This window comes from Streptomyces cahuitamycinicus (assembly GCF_002891435.1).
GTDB lineage: Bacteria > Actinomycetota > Actinomycetes > Streptomycetales > Streptomycetaceae > Streptomyces > Streptomyces cahuitamycinicus.
On record NZ_POUC01000015.1, the window covers coordinates 19,553 to 36,548 of the forward strand.

Genomic DNA, 16,996 nt, shown 5'->3' on the forward strand with positions numbered 1-16,996 from the left:
CACGGCCGTCCGGCGCGGGGTGTCCGATTCCTTCAAGACCGGGCGGTGCGGGCTGCCTACGGTGGCGACATGACTGCACGATTCGATGCCATCGGCCTGGTCGTCTCCGACATGGCCGCCTCCGTCGCGTTCTACCGCCGGATCGGGTTCGCCTTCCCGGACGGCGCCGAGAACCAGCCGCACGCCGAGGCCGGACTGCCCGGCGGGCTGCGGCTGATGCTCGACACCGAGGAGACGGTCCGCTCCTTCCTGCCCGGTTGGCAGCCGCCCGCCGGCGGCGGCCGGACCTCGCTGGCCCTGCGCTGCGACGGACCGGAGGAGGTGGACGCGCTGTACGACGAGCTGGTCGGCTCGGGGCATGAGGGCGAGCTCAAGCCGTGGGACGCCTTCTGGGGGCAGCGGTACGCCGTCGTGCTCGACCCGGACGGCAACGGGGTGGATCTGTACGCCCCACTAGCCGTCGCGGCCGAGTAGCTCCCCCAGCGGGAGCCCGGCCAACTCCCTTACGTCGCGGGCCAGATGGGCCTGGTCGGCGTAACCGGCCCGGGCGGCCGTCTGCGCGAAGGGCACACCGGCCCGGGCCAGCGCGAGGGCGCGGCGCAGCCGCAGGATGCGGGCCAGGGTCTTGGGGCCGTAGCCGAAGGCGGACAGTGAGCGGCGGTGCAACTGGCGTGCGCCGAGGCCGAGTTCATCGGCGGTAGCGGCGACGGGACGGCCCGCGTCCAGGGCGGTGACGACCTGCCGCAGCAGCGGGTCCGGGGGCTCGGCACCGGCCGCTTTCCGCAGCGCCAGCTCCTCCAGGCCGCTCGCCGGGTCGGGGGCCGCGTTCACCCGGTCGGCCAGGCGCCGCACCTGCGAGGCCGGCCACAGGTCCGCGAGCTCGACGCGCCGGTCGCGCAGCTCGTGCGCCGCCACGCCCAGGAGCGCCGGGGCCGTGCCCGGGTAGAAGCGGACCCCGGCCCAGGGGCCGGTCACACCGTCCGGGAGGTACGCGCGGGTGTCGGGCCCGGCGACCATCAGCCGCCCGTCGTGCCACAGCAGATCCATGCACCCGTCGGGCAGGACCCGCGCCACTCCGGGCCGCGTCGGGGTGTTGGTCCACACGACCGCTCCGGGCAGCCGCGACGCCCGCTCCACGTACACGAGGGCCAGGCTACGCCGGGCACGGCGGCAGGCGCGGGGGGCGGTACCGATTCCGGCGCCAGTTCTGGTGCCGGGTGCCGGTGCCGGTTCCGGTGCCGGATGCCGATGCCGGGTGCCGATGCCGGATGCCGATGCCGGGTACCGATGCCGGTGCCGGGTACCGGTGTGGGAACCCTTGCCGGTACGGGAACTCGTGCCGGCACCGGGTGCCGCGACCGATTCCCGAACCGCGACCGTTCCCGTGCCACGACGGGTTCCCGTGCCGCTACGCCACCCGCCCCCGGTACTCCACCGGGCTCACCCCGTACACCCGCTTGAACGCCGTCGACAGGGCGAAAGCGCTGCCGTAGCCCACCCTCCGGGCCACCGCGTCGAGGGTGTCGGCGGAGTCGCGCAGGCGGTCGGCGGCGAGGGCGAGGCGCCAGCCGGTCAGGTAGGTCATCGGGGGTTCGCCCACGAGGGCGGTGAAGCGGCGGGCCAGCGCCGCTCGGGACACCCCGGCCTTCGCGGCGAGCGCGGCGACGGTCCAGGGGTGGGCCGGGTCGTCCTGGAGCAGGCGCAGCACGCCACCGACGACCGGGTCGGCGAGGGCCCGGTACCAGGCCGGTGCCTCCGCCTCGGGGCGTGCGAACCAGGCCCGCAGCGCGGCGATGACCAGCAGGTCCAGCAGCCGGTCGAGGACGACCTCCTGCCCCGGCTCGTCCCGGACGACCTCCTCGGTGAGGTACGGCGTGAGCGGGCAGTCCCACACGTCGGACGGGAGGCTGAGCAGCGGCGGCAGGGCGTCCAGCAGCCGCCCGCCGACCTCGCCCCGCATCGGGTAGGTGCCTATCAGCATCACGGTGCTCCCGTCGAGCCGGTCGCCCCAGGTGCGCACGCCCAGGTCCATGGAGCCGTTGAGGGGCCGCCCGTCGGGGTAGCGGCACTCCTGGTTCGGCAGGATCACCGCCTGCGGTGCCGTGCCGGGGGCGTCGGCGCAGGTGTACGGGTCCGGGCCGCGGGCGATGGCGAGGTCCCCGGCCTTGAGCCGCGTCCGCTCGCCCCGGTCGGGCACGATCCAGGCCTCGCCGCGGACGACGAGCATCACGGTGAGTGGGGCCCGGTCCTCCACGCGCACCGCCCACGGCGGGTCGAAACAGGCCCTGATCATGAACGCGCCCCGCGCGCGGGGCCCCTCCAGCAGACCGGCGAGAGCGTCCATGCGGCCAGCGTAGACGCGGGCGTATGGGAATGAGCCGTTCAGCGATGGTTCCGTGCGGCGTACGGCAGTTGACTCGACGGCATGACGAACACGACGGAGAACACGGCGGAGAACACACAGCTCATGACGGTGGTGGTGACGGGCGCCACGGGGCGTACCGGGAGCCGGGTGGCGCGGGCCGCGGAGGCGGCCGGACTGACGGTCCGGGCGGCTTCGCGGGCGACGGGCTTCGACTGGTGGGACTCCTCGACGTGGGCGGACACCCTGCGCGGCGCCGACGCGGCCTACCTCGCCCACCCCTCGGACGTCGGCGCCCCGGGGGCAGCGGAGGTGGTCGGCGCGCTCGCGCGGGAGGCGGTCGGACTCGGCGTGCGACGGCTGGTGCTGCTGTCCGCGCGGGGCGAGGACCAGGCCCTCCCCACCGAGGAGGCACTGCGCGCTTCGGGGACGGACTGGACGGTCGTGCGGGCGGCGTGGTTCGCGCAGAACTTCAGCGAGGGGCCGCTGGTGGCGGAGCTGCGGGAGCGCGGCGAGCTGGTGTTCCCGGCCGACGAGGTGCGCGAGCCGTTCCTCGACGTGCGCGACATCGCGGACGTGGTGGTGAGCGTGCTGACCTCCGGCGACCGGTACGCGGGGCGGATCCTGAACCTCTCCGGGGGCCGGCTGCTGACCTTCGGGGAGGCGGTCGCGGAGATCGCCGGGGTGACGGGGCGCCCGCTGTCGTACCGGGCCGTCTCGACGCGGGACTACGGCGAGGCGCTGGCCGGGTTCGGTGTGCCGCCGGAGGAGGTGGCGGGGATGACGGAGATCTTCGGCACGCTCCTCGACGGCCGCAACGCACACCTCTCGGACGGCGTGCGGGAGGTCCTGGGCCGCGCGCCCCGGGACTTCGGCGACTTCGTGCGCGAGGAGGCCGCGGCCGGGACCTGGAAGGCCTGAGGGGTCCTTTCACCATGCCCGGAGCCGGCGCCCGTCACCGGTCCTCGGGCGGCGTCCCCTCACCGTTGACCTGGGTGCTCTTCACGTGGGTGTTCTTCACGTGGGTGTTCTTCACATGGGTGCGCAGGCGGGCCGACACGTCCTCCGGCGGCAGGAAGCGGGACCAGCGTTCGGGGAACTCGGAGGGCATGTCGGGGTCGGCCTCGCCCGCGGCGGTGGCGCGGGCGACGTACTCGGCGACCTGGGCCTGCCGCAGCCGCTCGTTCGCCTCGCGGGCGGCAGCCGTGGCGGCGGCCGGCCAGACCCGGTCGATGGCGGCGTTGACCGCGGCCCCGACCAGCACGGCGAACGCGGCCACACCGATCCACAGCAGCACGGCGACGGGCGCGGCGAGGGAGCCGTAGATCGTGGGTCCCTCCACCGTGCTGGTCAGGTAGATCCGCAGCAGGAAGCTGCCGAGCACCCACATGCCGAGGGCGACCAGCGCTCCGGGCACGTCCTCGATCCACGGGGACCGGACCGGGACCGACACGTGGTACAGCGTCGTCAGGAAGGCGATCGACAGCAGGATGACCGTGGGCCAGTAGAGGACCTGCACGACCGTCGTCGACCACGGCACGATCCGCACCACCGCGTCCGGCCCGGCCACCATCAGCGGCAGCGCGACGGAGCCGATCAGCAGGGCCACGATGAACAGCAGGAAGGCCATGAGGCGGGTCTTGACGATGCCCCGGACGCCGTCGAGGCCGTACATCACGGTGATGGTGTCGATGAAGACGTTCACCGCGCGGGAGCCGGACCACAGGGCGAACAGGAAGCCGATGGAGATGATGTCGGGCCGGCCGCCCTTCGTCACGTCGTGCAGGATCGGCTCCGCGATCTCCCGCACGCCACGGTCGGACAGCACCGTGCGGGCGGCCTCCAGGAGGTTGGTCTGCAGGCTCTGGATGGTGTCGGCGCCGGTCCAGGCGTCGACGTAGCCGAGCAGTCCGATCATGCTGAGCAGCAGGGGTGGCACCGACAGCAGGGTGAAGAACGCGGCCTCGGCCGCGAGGCCCAGGATGCGGTACTCGATGCAGGAGTTGACGGTGTCCTTGACCAGCAGCCAGGCGGTTTTGCGCTTGGAGACGTTCCGGTAGAGGGCTCGCGCCCGGTGGAGGCGCCCGGAGGGTGTGTCGGGGGTTTCGCTTGCTGGCTGCACCCCCTAACGGTATCCGCCGTGCCCGGCCCCACTCACCCACAGGCCGGGTCTTCGAGGACCGGGCCGGGTCCGCTGGTGACCGAGGTGCCGCCGCGGGGTACTTTCGCACCATGGCAGGCAGCACCCACACCGTGACGAACCAGGTCCCGCCGCTGGTCGGGTACGACGTCTTCTCCGCCGACCGGGCCCTGGCCGACGCGGTCGGCCGGCATCTCGATCCGGCCCTGCGCGAGGAGGTCCTCGGCGAGCTGACGGCGCTGGGCCGCACGTCCGGCTCGGCGCAGGTGCAGGACTGGGGCAGGCTGGCCAACGAGAACCCGCCGCGGCTTGTGACGCACGACCGGTACGGCAACCGCGCCGACGAGGTCGAGTTCCACCCTTCCTGGCACCGGCTGCTCGGCAAGGGCGTCTCGGCCGGCCTGACGGCGGCGTGGGGCCGGCCGGCCGGGCATCTGCGGCGGGCCGCCGCCTTCGTGGTGTGGACGCAGGTCGAGGCCGGCAACGGCTGCCCGCTGTCGATGACGCACGCCGCGGTGCCGGCCCTGCGCACCGACCCGGACCTGGCCGCCGAGTGGGAGCCGCGGCTGACGTCCATGGTCTACGACAGTGAGCTGCGGCCCGCGCACCTCAAGGCCGGGGCGCTGTTCGGCATGGGGATGACGGAGAAGCAGGGCGGCAGTGACGTCCGGGCCAACCGCACGTCGGCGCGGCCCCTCGCCGAGGACGGTACGTACGAGCTGACCGGCCACAAATGGTTCTGCTCGGCGCCGATGTCCGACGGATTCCTGGTGCTGGCGCAGGCTCCGGGCGGGCTGACCTGCTTCCTGGTGCCACGGGTGCTCGGGGACGGCACGCGCAACGTGTTCCGGATCCAGCGGCTCAAGGACAAGCTGGGCAACCGGTCGAACGCCTCCGCCGAGGTGGAGTTCGAGGGGACCTGGGCGCGCCGGGTCGGCGAGGAGGGGCGCGGGGTGCGCACCATCATCGAGATGGTCGCGGCGACCCGGCTCGACTGCGTGCTCGGCTCGGCCGGGCTGATGCGGCAGGCGGTGGCGCAGGCGGTGCATCACTGCACGTACCGCGAGGCGTTCGGCGGGAAGCTCGTCGACAAGCCGCTCATGCGCAACGTTCTCGCCGACCTGTCCCTGGAGTCGGAGGCGGCGACGGCCCTGGGGCTACGGCTCGCGGCGGCCTGCGACGACGGCGGTGAGCAGGAGCGGGCGCTGCTGCGGATCGCGTTGCCGGCCGCCAAGTACTGGGTGACGAAGCGGTGCCCGCCCCTCGCGGTGGAGGCGGCGGAGTGCCTGGGCGGCAACGGATACGTGGAGGAGTCCGCGATGCCGCGGCTGGTGCGCGAGTCGCCGCTCAACTCGATCTGGGAGGGCGCGGGCAACGTGCAGGCGCTCGACGTGCTGCGGGCGTTGCAGCGGGAGCCGGGCGCGCTGGACGCGTATCTGCGCGAGGTCGGGCAGGCGCGCGGCGCCGATCACCGTCTCGACGGGGCGATCAAGGATCTGCTGACCGAACTCGCCGATCTGGAGGGCGTGGAGGGGCGGGCGCGGCGGCTGGCGGAGCGGCTCGCGCTGGTGCTCCAGGGTTCGCTGCTGGTCCGTTTCGCGCCGCCGCAGGTGGCCGACGCGTTCTGCGCGGGGCGGCTGGGCGGCGACGGGGGCGCCGCCTTCGGGACGCTGCCGCACACGCTGGACCTGGCGTCGGTGGTGGAGCGGGCACGGCCGGTGTCCTGATCCGGCCGGCGTCGCACGCGTACGCGGAAGAGCGGGGGTGGTGCTGCGCCGACACGGCACCACCCCCGCCGCACTGGCCCCGTTCGAGCCGCTGAACCCCGCTCGGGACGGCGCCGCTCAAGTTTCGGACACGGCCGGGCTGTCCACCAGGGTTGCAGGGGGTTGCAACTTGCTGCCGGCAGTCCGCGGACTGGGCGCGCGCCGCTGGGGCAGACGGCACTATGAGACGGTCAGTCAAAAGCGACTCCGGGGGGCGCACGCGTATGGACGTCACGCACTTGGCCGCCGTCGACAGCACGCGCGCGGCCCGGGTTCTCCAGCAGGTCCGCTCGGCGCGGCTGGCCGGGCGGCCCGCTCCGGTGGCGCCGCGTCCGGTGATCGAGCGGTCCTGGGAGCGGATGATGCGCAGTGGTGTGGATCCTGAGCACGACGTCCGGGCGGACCCGCTGTCCCGCGAGGAGGTGCAGCGGCGGCGCGAGACATCGGTTTTGCGCCATGTGCTGCCGGTGCTCCGGGAGGGGCTGCTGGCGGCCGCCGACGTAGCCCACCACATCATGGTGGTGGCCGACGAGGACGGCCGGGTGCTGTGGCGCGAGGGCAGCCCACCGGTGCTGCGCAAGGCCGACGGGCTGGGGTTCGGACTCGGCGCGGACTGGCGTGAGGACGTCGTCGGCACGAACGGTCTGGGCACCCCGGCGGTGGTGCGCCGGCCCGTGCAGGTCTTCGCCTCCGAGCACTTCGTGCGCTCCCAGGCCGGCTGGACCTGCGCGGGCGCTCCTCTGACGGATCCGCGGGACGGCCGGCTGCTCGGCGTGGTGGACGTCAGCGGCCCGCTGGAGACGATGCATCCGGCCACGCTCGCCTGGGTCGGCTCGGTGGCCAGGCTCGCCGAGGCCCGGCTGCGGGAGATGCACACGGAGTCGCTGGAGCGGCTGCGCGCGGTGGCGGCGCCGGTGCTGGCCCGGATCGGCGGCCGTGCCCTGGTCGTCGATCCGGACGGCTGGACCGCCGCGGTCAGCGGGATGCCGTACGTGCGGCGGGTGGCCCTGCCGAAGTCCCTGTCGGCGGGCCCGAGATGGCTGCCGGCGCTCGGGCTGTGCTCGGTGGAGCCGCTGGCGGGGGGCTGGCTGGTGCGGGTGGTCGACGACGAGCCGGTGCCGCGCGGCCCGGCGAGGATCGTGCTGGACCTCAGGCAGGCGCGGCGCTGGTCGGTGGAGGTGCTCGGCGGGGCGGGCTCCTGGACCCGGGAACTGAGCCCGCGGCACGCGGAGTTGCTGTATCTGCTCGCCGTTCACCGCTCCGGCCGCAGCGCCTCGGGCCTGGCCGGGGACGTGTTCGGCGATCCGGCCCGCACGGTGACGGTGCGTGCCGAGATGTCGCGGGTGCGGAGGTATCTGGGGGCCTTGCTGGAGCACCGGCCGTACCGGTTCGCCGAGGACGCCGAGGTCGAGGTGCTGCTTCCGGAGGACCCGCGGGATCTGCTGCCGCACTCGGCCGCGCCGGCGGTGAGCGGGCGTCGCGGATCCACAGCGGCGCCCTGAGGTTCACCGCGAGTGCCGTACAAGCCGCCCCGAGGGGTGCATCTTTCGCATATTTGCAGGGTCTTCGTCCCGCGCGCCGCTCACCTGCCGTAGCATCCCTCTACGGGCCACCCCACCTGCTCCTCCGTCAACGTGCGGATCAACAGGCGCAGTTGGTCCGTCTCGGGAGGACGTTATGAAGCATCGCGGCAGACACCGGCGACGCAGGCGGGGCAGGGCGCTGCGCGCGACCCTGGCCGGGACGGCTCTGGCGCTCACCGCCGCCGCCACCCTGATCAGCGCCTCGCAGGCCACCGTCGCCGACGCCCCCGGGGCTCTCAAGCCGGTCTCCGCGACCGACGGGGCCGGGCGGTTGCCGCTGGCCGAGCACCGGGTGCCCGGGCGGTGGCTGGACCGGCTCGCGTCGGAGATGGGCCGGCCCGTCGGCGTCGGCACGGTACTGGAGAGCGCCGACGCCCCACTGCGGGAGGCGGCCGACTGCCCGGCCCCCGAGAAGGACAGTCTGCCGGTGGAGCCGTCGGCCACGCGCGCTTACTGCTTCGGCGACTCCGGCACCCGGGGCTGGCGGGCCGGCGCGGTCACGACCTCGGGCGACGCGGACGACGACGGCCGCTGGGGCGCGAACCGCGTGATCCTTTCCGGCTGGACCCGGGGCGCCGAGGGCGGCTCCCTGGACGGTCCGGCCCCCGGACAGGGCCTGGCAAAGGTCGCCTTCGTCGACGCGAACGATCCCGGCGCGCTGCGCTACACATGGGCCCTGCTGGCCGTCCCGGTGGACGGCGGGCGGGACTACCGGGGGCTGGTCTCCCCTGTCTCCGGCATGGTCTGGTACCAGGACAAGCTGCTGGTGACGACCCGCGAGGACGACCGGAACGCGCTGTACGTGTACGACATGGACCGTATCCAGCGCGCCACCGTCGAGTCCGACGCGGTCGGCCGGGTGCGGGGCGGCTGGGCCGCGCACGGCTCCCGGTTCGTGCTGCCGGCCGTCGGATCGTACACGCTGCCCGGTGGGGACGACGCGGCCCGACCGGCCACCGTCTCCCTGGACCGCAGCACCTCCCCCGACAGCCTGGTCGCCGGCGAGTGGGTGCCCGCGGACGGCGACCGGCGTTCCCGGCTGTGGCGCTACGCGCTGAGCCGTGACCCGGCACGCTCCGGGCTGCTCGCCACCGACTCCTCCGGGGACGCGGACCCGGTCGAGGCGTACGAGACGAAGACGGCGGACGTGCGGGGCGTGCTGGCGCACCGAACCGGCTGGTACCTGGACCGCGCGTCGGGCAGCCCGGGCGGGCACGGCACGCTGTGGCGCCAGGACACGGACGGTGCACGGGCGACGGAGTGCGGCACGGACGAGACGCGGCACTGCTGGAGCGGCCGGTCGGGTTCCCTTTCCTACTGGGAGGAGACCGGCGAGGTCTGGTCCCAGGCGGGGCGGATGCTGTTCGCGCTGCCGTTGGCGTCGATCGACCGGGCGCTGGGCTGACCGGAGCCGCCCGCGAGACACGGGGCCGATCGACAGACGAGTGGATCGGATGATTTTCTGGCCCGCATGACCACCATCGCCGTGACCACCTGGTCTCTGGAGCAGACCGCCCCGACCGACCTGCAGCCGGCCGTCGCGCCGGACGGGGACGTCCGGGTCGTCCGCTCCGAGGTACCCTCGCCCGAATTCAGCCGGTTCCTCTACACCTCGGTCGGCGGTGACATCCTCTGGACCGACCAGCTGAGCTGGTCGCACGCGCGGTGGCTGGAGCACCTGGAGCGGCCCGGCGTGGAGACGTGGGTGGCGTACGACCGGGGCACACCCGCGGGGTACGTGGAGCTGGAGGCCCAGGACGACGGGGTCGTGGAGATCTCCCACTTCGGCCTGCTCCCCGCCTTCCGCGGCCGGCGCATCGGCGGGCACCTGCTGTCGTACGGCACGGCCCGGGCCTGGGACCTCGCGGACCGCTGGGCGGGACTGGCGCCGACGAAGCGGGTCTGGCTGCACACCTGCAGCAAGGACGGCGAGCACGCGATGGACAACTACCGGCGGCGGGGCTTCAAGCTGTTCGACACCAAGGTCGAAGAGGAAGCGGAGGCTGCCACTCCGGGACCGTGGCCCGGGGCGTACCCCGCCTGACCTGGACGGACACTTCGAGAACGGCCAATGTGACCCATAACACCCTTGTCTTGCTGTGCGAGACAAGGGTGTCCGCATCTTGGACGAAGCTGGACTGTGTCCAGATCGCCGTGACACGCTTCCGTCATGTCTGGAACTGGGATCGCCTTGGTGAGTCGGCGGCACGTCGACCTCGGCCGCATGTCCAGCGCCATCTGTCCGGCGCACTGAGCGTACTCAGCCCGCGCCCGACATCCCCCCTGCCTTCTCCTTTCCCGCGCAATGACGCGCACGTATGCCCATGCGCGCACGCGCAGGTCAGAGCCGCATTCCCGCCTGTCCGAAGGACGTATCAACCATGGCCGCCTCCCCGCAGAAGCCTGCCGCCGCGACTCCCCGCCGCAAGGTGAGCCGTCACCGCGGTGAGGGCCAGTGGGCCGTGGGGCATCACACCCCGCTGAACGGCAACGAGCAGTTCAAGAAGGACGACGACGGTCTCAACGTGCGGACACGCATTGAGACGATCTACTCCAAGCGCGGCTTCCAGTCGATCGACCCCAACGACCTGCGCGGCCGTATGCGCTGGTGGGGGCTGTACACCCAGCGCAAGCCCGGCATCGACGGCGGCAAGACGGCGATCCTGGAGCCGGAGGAGCTGGACGACGAGTACTTCATGCTGCGCGTCCGGATCGACGGCGGAGCACTGACCACGCGGCAGCTGCGGGTCATCGGCGAGATCTCGCAGGAGTTCGCGCGCGGCACCGCCGACATCACGGACCGGCAGAACGTCCAGTACCACTGGATCCGCATCGAGGACGTTCCCGAGATCTGGAACCGGCTGGAGGGCGTGGGCCTGTCGACGGTCACCGCCTGCGGCGACACCCCGCGTGTGATGATCGGCTCGCCCGTGGCGGGCATCGCCGAGGACGAGATCATCGACGCCACCCCGGCCCTGGAGGAGATGAAGCGCCGCGTCCTGAACAACCCGGCGTACTCGAACCTCCCCCGCAAGTTCAAGACCGCGATCTCGGGCTCCCCGGTGCTGGACGTGGTGCACGAGATCAACGACGTCGCCTTCGTCGGCGTCCGGCACCCCGAGCACGGCCCGGGCTTCGACGTGTGGGTCGGCGGCGGCCTGTCCACCAACCCCAAGCTGGGCGTGCGGCTGGGCACCTGGGTGTCGATCGACGACGTGCCGGACGTCTACGAGGGCGTCATCTCGATCTTCCGTGACTACGGCTACCGCCGGCTGCGCACCCGCGCCCGCCTGAAGTTCCTCGTCGCGGACTGGGGCGCCGAGAAGTTCCGGCAGGTCCTGGAGGACGAGTACCTGAAGCGCAAGCTGGTGGACGGGCCCGCCCCGGAGCAGCCGTCCCAGCTGTGGCGCGACCACATCGGTGTGCACCGGCAGAACGACGGCCGGTTCTACGTCGGTTTCGCCCCGCGCGTGGGACGCGTCGACGGCGCGACGATCACGAAGATCGCCGACCTCGCCGAGGCCCACGGCTCGGGCCGGGTGCGCACCACCGTCGAGCAGAAGATGATCGTCCTCGACGTCGAGGAGAACCAGGTCGAGTCGCTCGTCGAGGCCCTGGAGGCGCTCGACCTCACCGCCCGGCCCTCCTCGTTCCGGCGCGGCACCATGGCCTGCACCGGCATCGAGTTCTGCAAGCTCGCCATCGTCGAGACCAAGCAGCGCGGCTCGCAGCTGATCGACGAACTGGAGCGCCGTCTGCCGGACTTCGACGAGCCGCTCACCATCAATCTCAACGGCTGCCCGAACGCCTGCGCCCGTATCCAGGTCGCGGACATCGGTCTCAAGGGCCAGCTCATGCTCAACGACCAGGGGGATCAGGTCGAGGGCTACCAGGTGCACCTGGGCGGCGCCCTGGGCCTGGAGGCCGGTTTCGGCCGCAAGGTCCGCGGTCTGAAGGTCACCTCCGAGGAACTGCCCGACTACATCGAGCGCGTCCTCAAGCGGTTCCAGGCCGAGCGCGAGGACGGCGAGCGGTTCGCCACGTGGGCCGCGCGGGCCGGCGAGGAGGCCCTGTCGTGAGCGAGCGGATGGCCCCGTTCTACTGCCCCTACTGCGGGGACGAGGACCTGCGTCCGAGCGAGGCCGCCGAGGGCAGGCACGGCGCGTGGGAATGCGCGGCGTGCAGCCGGGCCTTCTCGCTGAAGTTCCTGGGGCTGCTGGCCCAGGGAGTGAAGCGATCCGACTCCGGAGGGGCACAGATATGACGACCGCTCAGGAAGAGCGCACCACCGAGGACCTGAAGCAGCTCGCCGAGCAGGCGGGCCGCGATCTCGAGGACGCCTCCGCGCTGGAGATCCTCCAGTGGGCGGCCGAGACGTTCGGCAAGCGATTCTGCGTGACCTCCTCCATGGAGGACGCGGTGGTCGCCCATCTCGCCGCCCGCGCGATGCCCGGCGTCGACGTGGTCTTCCTCGACACGGGCTACCACTTCGAGGAGACCATCGGCACCCGCGACGCGGTCGAGGCCGTGATGGACGTCAACCTCATCACGCTCACCCCGGTCCAGACGGTCGCCGAGCAGGACGCGGAGTACGGCCCGAAGCTGCACGACCGCGACCCCGACCTGTGCTGCAAGTTGCGCAAGGTGCAGCCGCTGGAGCGGGGCCTGAAGGACTACCGGGCCTGGGCGACCGGTCTGCGCCGCGACGAGTCCCCGACCCGGGCGAACACCCCGGTGGTCGGCTGGGACGAGAAGCGGCGGAAGGTCAAGATCTCCCCGATCGCCCGCTGGACGCAGGACGACGTGGACGCCTACGTCACCGAACACGGTGTGCTGACGAACCCGCTGCTGATGGACGGCTACGCCTCCGTGGGCTGCGCGCCCTGCACCCGCCGGGTCCTGGAGGGCGAGGACGCGCGCGCCGGCCGCTGGGCGGGCCGTAGCAAGACCGAGTGCGGGCTGCACGGATGACGACGACGATTCAGGAGAGTGACGTGACGACCGGAGCCACCGTCTGGCTCACGGGTCTGCCGAGCGCCGGCAAGACCACGATCGCCCACGAGCTGGCCGGCCGGCTCCGCGAGGAGGGCCACCGGGTCGAGGTGCTCGACGGCGACGAGATCCGCGAGTTCCTCTCGGCGGGTCTCGGCTTCAGCCGCGAGGACCGGCACACCAACGTGCAGCGCATCGGCTTCGTCGCCGAACTGCTCGCCCGCAACGGCGTGCTGGCCCTCGTCCCGGTCATCGCGCCGTACCAGGACAGCCGGGAGGCGGTGCGCAAGCGGCACCAGGCGAACGGCACCGGCTATGTCGAGGTGCATGTCGCGACGCCCGTCGAGGTGTGCAGCGAGCGTGACGTGAAGGGCCTGTACGCCAAGCAGGCCGCGGGCGAGCTCACCGGGCTCACCGGGGTCGACGACCCGTACGAGGCGCCCGAGTCGCCCGACCTGCGCATCGAGTCGCAGAACCAGACCGTGCAGGAGTCCGCGGCCTCCGTGTTCGCCCTGCTGACCGAAAGGGGACTGGCATGACGACCGCCGCCACCGTTTCCGAGGAGACCGGCAGCCCCTACGCGCTGTCGCACCTCGACGCCCTCGAGTCCGAGGCGGTGCACATCTTCCGCGAGGTGGCGGGCGAGTTCGAGCGGCCGGTGATCCTCTTCTCCGGCGGCAAGGACTCCATCGTCATGCTGCACCTGGCGCTGAAGGCCTTCCGGCCGGCGTCGGTGCCGTTCTCGCTGCTGCACGTGGACACCGGGCACAACTTCCCCGAGGTCCTCGACTACCGCGACCGCACGGTCGACAGGCACGGGCTGCGGCTGCACGTCGCGTCCGTGCAGGACTACATCGACCGCGGTGTCCTCAAGGAACGCCCGGACGGCACCCGCAACCCGCTGCAGACGCTGCCGCTGACCGAGAAGATCCAGGCGGAGAAGTTCGACGCCGTCTTCGGCGGCGGGCGCCGCGACGAGGAGAAGGCCCGGGCCAAGGAGCGGGTGTTCTCCCTGCGCGACGAGTTCTCCCAGTGGGACCCGCGCCGTCAGCGCCCGGAGCTGTGGAACCTGTACAACGGCCGGCACGCGCCCGGTGAGCACGTGCGCGTGTTCCCGCTGTCCAACTGGACCGAGCTGGACGTGTGGCAGTACATCGCCCGCGAGGGCATCGAACTGCCGCAGATCTACTACGCCCACGAGCGCGAGGTGTTCTCCCGCAGCGGCATGTGGCTGACCGCCGGCGAGTGGGGCGGGCCGAAGGACGGCGAGAGCGTCGAGAAGCGGCTCGTGCGCTACCGGACCGTGGGTGACATGTCCTGCACCGGCGCGGTGGACTCCGACGCCGACACCATCGAGAAGGTGATCGTGGAGATCGCCGCCTCCCGGCTCACCGAGCGGGGCGCCACCCGCGCCGACGACAAGATGTCCGAGGCCGCGATGGAAGACCGCAAGCGCGAGGGGTACTTCTAGAGATGAGCACGATCACCACCGAGGAACTCGCGGAAACGACCCTTCTGCGGTTCGCCACCGCCGGCTCCGTCGACGACGGCAAGTCCACCCTCGTCGGGCGGCTGCTGCACGACTCCAAGTCGGTCCTGACCGACCAGCTGGAGGCCGTGGAACGCGTCTCCGCGAGCCGCGGCCAGGAGGCGCCGGACCTCGCGCTGCTGACGGACGGCCTGCGGGCCGAGCGGGAGCAGGGCATCACCATCGACGTGGCGTACCGCTACTTCGCCACCCCCCGGCGGCGGTTCATCCTCGCCGACACCCCGGGCCATGTGCAGTACACGCGCAACATGGTCACCGGCGCCTCCACCGCCGAGCTGACGGTGATCCTCGTCGACGCCCGTAACGGCGTCGTCGAGCAGACCCGCCGGCACGCGGCCATCGCCGCCCTGCTGCGCGTCCCGCACGCGGTCCTCGCCGTCAACAAGATGGACCTCGTCGGCTACGACGAGAAGGTGTTCGCGGCGATCGCCGAGGAGTTCACGGCGTACGCGACCGAACTCGGCGTCCCCGAGGTCACCGCCATCCCGATCTCGGCGCTCGTCGGCGACAACGTCGTGGAGCCTTCCGCGAACATGGACTGGTACGGCGGCCCGACCGTGCTGGAGCACCTGGAGACGGTCCCGGTCGCGCACGACCTGAGCCACTGCCACGCCCGGCTGCCCGTGCAGTATGTGATCCGGCCGCAGAGCCCGGACCACCCCGACTACCGGGGATACGCCGGTCAGATCGCGGCCGGTTCCTTCCACGTGGGTGAGTCCGTCACGGTGCTGCCGTCGGGCCGCGCCTCGAAGATCTCCGGTATCGACCTGCTGGGCGAGCCGGTGGACGTGGCCTGGACGACGCAGTCGGTGACCCTCCTGCTGGAGGACGACATCGACATCTCGCGCGGCGACCTGATCGTGCCGAGCAAGGACGCGCCCGCCACGACGCAGGACATCGAGGCGACCGTCTGCCATGTCGCCGACGCCCCGCTGACGGTCGGCCACCGGGTGCTGCTCAAGCACGGCACCCGCACGGTCAAGGCGATCGTCAAGGACATCCCGTCCCGCCTCACGCTCGACGACCTGTCCCTGCACCCGCACCCGGGACAGCTCATCGCCAACGACATCGGCCGGGTGAAGATCCGCACCGCCGAGCCGCTGCCGGTCGACTCCTACGCCGACTCGCGCCGCACCGGCTCCTTCATCCTGATCGACCCGAACGACGGCCAGACCCTCACCGCCGGGATGGTCGGCGAGTCCTTCGCGGCCCCGGAACCGGTCAAGGACGGCTCCGAGGACGACGGGTGGGACTTCTGACATGACCTCCCCCGACTTCTACTCGATGTTCGCCAAGGAGGGCGGCCGCGTCGGCAGCGGTGCCTTGGGCAGCGGGCAGGGCGGAGTGGCGCGATGTGTGCGCTGACGTACGCGCACTGCCCGCGCGCCCTCACCCCCCACCGCCGTAGACGAAAACCCGCCGACCTCCCGGCCACGACCTGATCGGAACGTGACCGCCGGGCCTCCGAGAGGACCACCTCCCGTGCCTGCTCCATCCGCTCTGCGCCGCGGCCTCGCGGTCATCGCCGCGCTCCCCCTGCTCACGCTGGCCGCCTGCGGCTACGGCTCCCAGGCCAAGGACGACGGCACCGCCGAGGTCGCGGCCGGGGCGAAGAAGATCGAGGGTCTCGACAGCGTCAGGATCGGCTACTTCGGCAACCTCACCCACGGCACCGCTCTGGTGGGTGTGCAGAAGGGCTTCTTCCAGAAGGCTCTCGGCGCCACGAAGGCCGAGCCGGCCGTCTTCAACGCCGGCCCCTCGGAGATCGAGGCGCTCAACTCCGGTTCCATCGACATCGGCTGGATCGGCCCCTCCCCCGCGATCAACGGCTACACCAAGTCGGCGGGCAAGAACCTGCGCATCATCGGCGGTTCGGCGTCCGGCGGGGTGAAGCTCGTGGTGAACCCGGACAAGATCAAGTCGCTGAAGGACGTCGAGGGCAAGCGGATCGCGACCCCACAGCTCGGCAACACGCAGGACGTGGCCTTCCTCAACTGGGCCGCGGAACAGGGCTGGAAGGTCGACCCGCAGAGCGGCAAGGGTGACGTCACGGTCGTCCGCAGCGACAACAAGGTCACCCCGGACGCCTTCAAGGCCGGGTCGGTCGACGGCGCCTGGGTGCCGGAGCCGACCGCGTCGAAGCTGGTCGCCGAGGGCGGCAAGGTGCTGCTCGACGAGTCGGCGCTGTGGCCGGACAAGAAGTTCGTGATCACGAACATCATCGTGCGGCAGGACTTCCTGAAGGAGCACCCGAAGGTCGTCGAGGCGGTGCTCAAGGGCTCGGTCGAGACCAACAAGTGGATCAACGCCAACCAGGACGCGGCGAAGGAAGCGGCGAACAAGCGGCTGGAGGAGGACTCCGGCAAGGCGCTGCCGGCCGATGTGCTCGACCCGGCGTGGAAGTCGATCCGGTTCACCGACGACCCGCTGGCCTCCACCCTCGGCACCGAGGCTGAGCACGCGGTGAAGGCAGGGCTGCTGGAGACCCCGGGCCTGAAGGGCATCTACGACCTCGCGCCGCTGAACAAGGTCCTGAAGGCCGAGGGCGAGCCCACGGTCGACGACGCCGGCCTCGGCGTGAAGTAAGCCCGCACCCCGAAGCCG

17 protein-coding genes are annotated in these 16,996 nt (G+C 72.1%); 14 read left to right on the forward strand and 3 right to left on the reverse strand.

Going from position 1 to position 16,996, the window contains the following annotated elements; all coding sequences use genetic code 11:
• Nucleotides 1-69 precede the first annotated feature (69 nt).
• Complete coding sequence (locus C1J00_RS03885; protein ID WP_102907616.1) at nucleotides 70-474, forward strand: VOC family protein; 405 nt, start codon at nucleotides 70-72, stop codon at nucleotides 472-474.
• Here the strand turns inward: C1J00_RS03885 and C1J00_RS03890 are convergent.
• Nucleotides 454-1,143 (reverse strand): helix-turn-helix domain-containing protein, encoded by a 690-nt coding sequence (locus tag C1J00_RS03890; RefSeq protein ID WP_102907617.1) that lies wholly within the window; start codon nucleotides 1,141-1,143, stop codon nucleotides 454-456. The genes C1J00_RS03885 and C1J00_RS03890 overlap by 21 nt on opposite strands.
• A 265-nt stretch (nucleotides 1,144-1,408) precedes the next feature.
• Nucleotides 1,409-2,344 (reverse strand): AraC family transcriptional regulator, encoded by a 936-nt coding sequence (locus C1J00_RS03895; RefSeq protein WP_102907618.1) that lies wholly within the window; start codon nucleotides 2,342-2,344, stop codon nucleotides 1,409-1,411.
• Nucleotides 2,345-2,425: 81 nt separating this feature from the next.
• Between C1J00_RS03895 and C1J00_RS03900 the strand changes: the two genes are divergently transcribed.
• On the forward strand, nucleotides 2,426-3,283 hold the full coding sequence (locus tag C1J00_RS03900) for an NmrA family NAD(P)-binding protein (protein ID WP_102907619.1): 858 nt from the start codon (nucleotides 2,426-2,428) through the stop codon (nucleotides 3,281-3,283).
• A 34-nt stretch (nucleotides 3,284-3,317) separates the two neighbouring features.
• On the opposite strand, the gene C1J00_RS03905 is transcribed toward C1J00_RS03900, so the two are convergent.
• A complete protein-coding gene (locus C1J00_RS03905) occupies nucleotides 3,318-4,484 on the reverse strand; it encodes a YihY/virulence factor BrkB family protein (RefSeq protein WP_102907620.1) in 1,167 nt (388 codons plus the stop codon).
• A gap of 110 nt (nucleotides 4,485-4,594) precedes the next feature.
• On the opposite strand from C1J00_RS03905, the gene C1J00_RS03910 reads away from it, so the two are divergent.
• The 12 genes from C1J00_RS03910 to C1J00_RS03965 all read left to right on the forward strand — a co-directional run bounded on the left by C1J00_RS03910 (nucleotide 4,595) and on the right by C1J00_RS03965 (nucleotide 16,978).
• A complete protein-coding gene (locus tag C1J00_RS03910; RefSeq protein ID WP_102907621.1) occupies nucleotides 4,595-6,229 on the forward strand; it encodes an acyl-CoA dehydrogenase family protein in 1,635 nt (544 codons plus the stop codon).
• A 263-nt stretch (nucleotides 6,230-6,492) separates the two neighbouring features.
• On the forward strand, nucleotides 6,493-7,770 hold the full coding sequence (locus C1J00_RS03915; RefSeq protein ID WP_180989396.1) for a GAF domain-containing protein: 1,278 nt from the start codon (nucleotides 6,493-6,495) through the stop codon (nucleotides 7,768-7,770).
• A 175-nt stretch (nucleotides 7,771-7,945) separates the two neighbouring features.
• Nucleotides 7,946-9,256 carry a hypothetical protein gene (locus C1J00_RS03920; RefSeq protein WP_102907623.1) on the forward strand — a complete coding sequence of 437 codons (1,311 nt, stop codon included), beginning with the start codon at nucleotides 7,946-7,948 and terminating at the stop codon, nucleotides 9,254-9,256.
• Nucleotides 9,257-9,322: 66 nt separating this feature from the next.
• A complete protein-coding gene (locus tag C1J00_RS03925; protein ID WP_102907624.1) occupies nucleotides 9,323-9,895 on the forward strand; it encodes a GNAT family N-acetyltransferase in 573 nt (190 codons plus the stop codon).
• Between the two features lie 126 nt (nucleotides 9,896-10,021).
• The gene (locus C1J00_RS47830) at nucleotides 10,022-10,105 is read left to right on the forward strand and encodes a putative leader peptide (protein ID WP_311241247.1); all 84 of its coding nucleotides are present in this window, start codon (nucleotides 10,022-10,024) and stop codon (nucleotides 10,103-10,105) included.
• Between the two features lie 127 nt (nucleotides 10,106-10,232).
• Nucleotides 10,233-11,930, forward strand: a complete 1,698-nt coding sequence (locus tag C1J00_RS03930; RefSeq protein ID WP_102907625.1) for a nitrite/sulfite reductase — start codon at nucleotides 10,233-10,235, stop codon at nucleotides 11,928-11,930.
• Nucleotides 11,927-12,115 (forward strand): hypothetical protein, encoded by a 189-nt coding sequence (locus C1J00_RS03935; RefSeq protein ID WP_102907626.1) that lies wholly within the window; start codon nucleotides 11,927-11,929, stop codon nucleotides 12,113-12,115. Before C1J00_RS03930 ends, C1J00_RS03935 begins: the two co-directional genes overlap by 4 nt.
• Nucleotides 12,112-12,822, forward strand: coding sequence for a phosphoadenylyl-sulfate reductase (locus C1J00_RS03940; RefSeq protein WP_102907627.1), 711 nt, complete (start codon nucleotides 12,112-12,114; stop codon nucleotides 12,820-12,822). The genes C1J00_RS03935 and C1J00_RS03940 overlap by 4 nt, the downstream gene beginning before the upstream one ends.
• Before the next feature lie 23 nt (nucleotides 12,823-12,845).
• Entirely contained in the window at nucleotides 12,846-13,382 is a 537-nt protein-coding gene (gene cysC / locus C1J00_RS03945) for an adenylyl-sulfate kinase (protein ID WP_102907628.1), read from the forward strand.
• Nucleotides 13,379-14,314: a sulfate adenylyltransferase subunit CysD gene (gene cysD, locus C1J00_RS03950; RefSeq protein WP_102907629.1), complete on the forward strand. Its 936-nt coding sequence runs from the start codon at nucleotides 13,379-13,381 to the stop codon at nucleotides 14,312-14,314. The genes cysC and cysD overlap by 4 nt, the downstream gene beginning before the upstream one ends.
• Before the next feature lie 2 nt (nucleotides 14,315-14,316).
• Complete coding sequence (locus C1J00_RS03955) at nucleotides 14,317-15,651, forward strand: sulfate adenylyltransferase subunit 1 (RefSeq protein ID WP_102907630.1); 1,335 nt, start codon at nucleotides 14,317-14,319, stop codon at nucleotides 15,649-15,651.
• Between the two features lie 223 nt (nucleotides 15,652-15,874).
• Nucleotides 15,875-16,978, forward strand: coding sequence for an aliphatic sulfonate ABC transporter substrate-binding protein (locus C1J00_RS03965; protein WP_102907631.1), 1,104 nt, complete (start codon nucleotides 15,875-15,877; stop codon nucleotides 16,976-16,978).
• Nucleotides 16,979-16,996: the final 18 nt, after the last annotated feature.

Bases quoted from the DNA above. Each gene is read 5' to 3' on its own strand.
- C1J00_RS03885 (WP_102907616.1), top strand. From the start codon at position 70: ATGACTGCACGATTCGATGCCATCGGCCTGGTCGTCTCCGACATGGCC.
- C1J00_RS03895 (WP_102907618.1), bottom strand. From the start codon at position 2,344: ATGGACGCTCTCGCCGGTCTGCTGGAGGGGCCCCGCGCGCGGGGCGCG.
- C1J00_RS03900 (WP_102907619.1), top strand. From the start codon at position 2,426: ATGACGAACACGACGGAGAACACGGCGGAGAACACACAGCTCATGACG.
- C1J00_RS03910 (WP_102907621.1), top strand. From the start codon at position 4,595: ATGGCAGGCAGCACCCACACCGTGACGAACCAGGTCCCGCCGCTGGTC.
- C1J00_RS03915 (WP_180989396.1), top strand. From the start codon at position 6,493: ATGGACGTCACGCACTTGGCCGCCGTCGACAGCACGCGCGCGGCCCGG.
- C1J00_RS03920 (WP_102907623.1), top strand. From the start codon at position 7,946: ATGAAGCATCGCGGCAGACACCGGCGACGCAGGCGGGGCAGGGCGCTG.
- C1J00_RS03925 (WP_102907624.1), top strand. From the start codon at position 9,323: ATGACCACCATCGCCGTGACCACCTGGTCTCTGGAGCAGACCGCCCCG.
- C1J00_RS47830 (WP_311241247.1), top strand. From the start codon at position 10,022: ATGTCTGGAACTGGGATCGCCTTGGTGAGTCGGCGGCACGTCGACCTC.
- C1J00_RS03930 (WP_102907625.1), top strand. From the start codon at position 10,233: ATGGCCGCCTCCCCGCAGAAGCCTGCCGCCGCGACTCCCCGCCGCAAG.
- C1J00_RS03940 (WP_102907627.1), top strand. From the start codon at position 12,112: ATGACGACCGCTCAGGAAGAGCGCACCACCGAGGACCTGAAGCAGCTC.
- cysD (WP_102907629.1), top strand. From the start codon at position 13,379: ATGACGACCGCCGCCACCGTTTCCGAGGAGACCGGCAGCCCCTACGCG.
- C1J00_RS03955 (WP_102907630.1), top strand. From the start codon at position 14,317: ATGAGCACGATCACCACCGAGGAACTCGCGGAAACGACCCTTCTGCGG.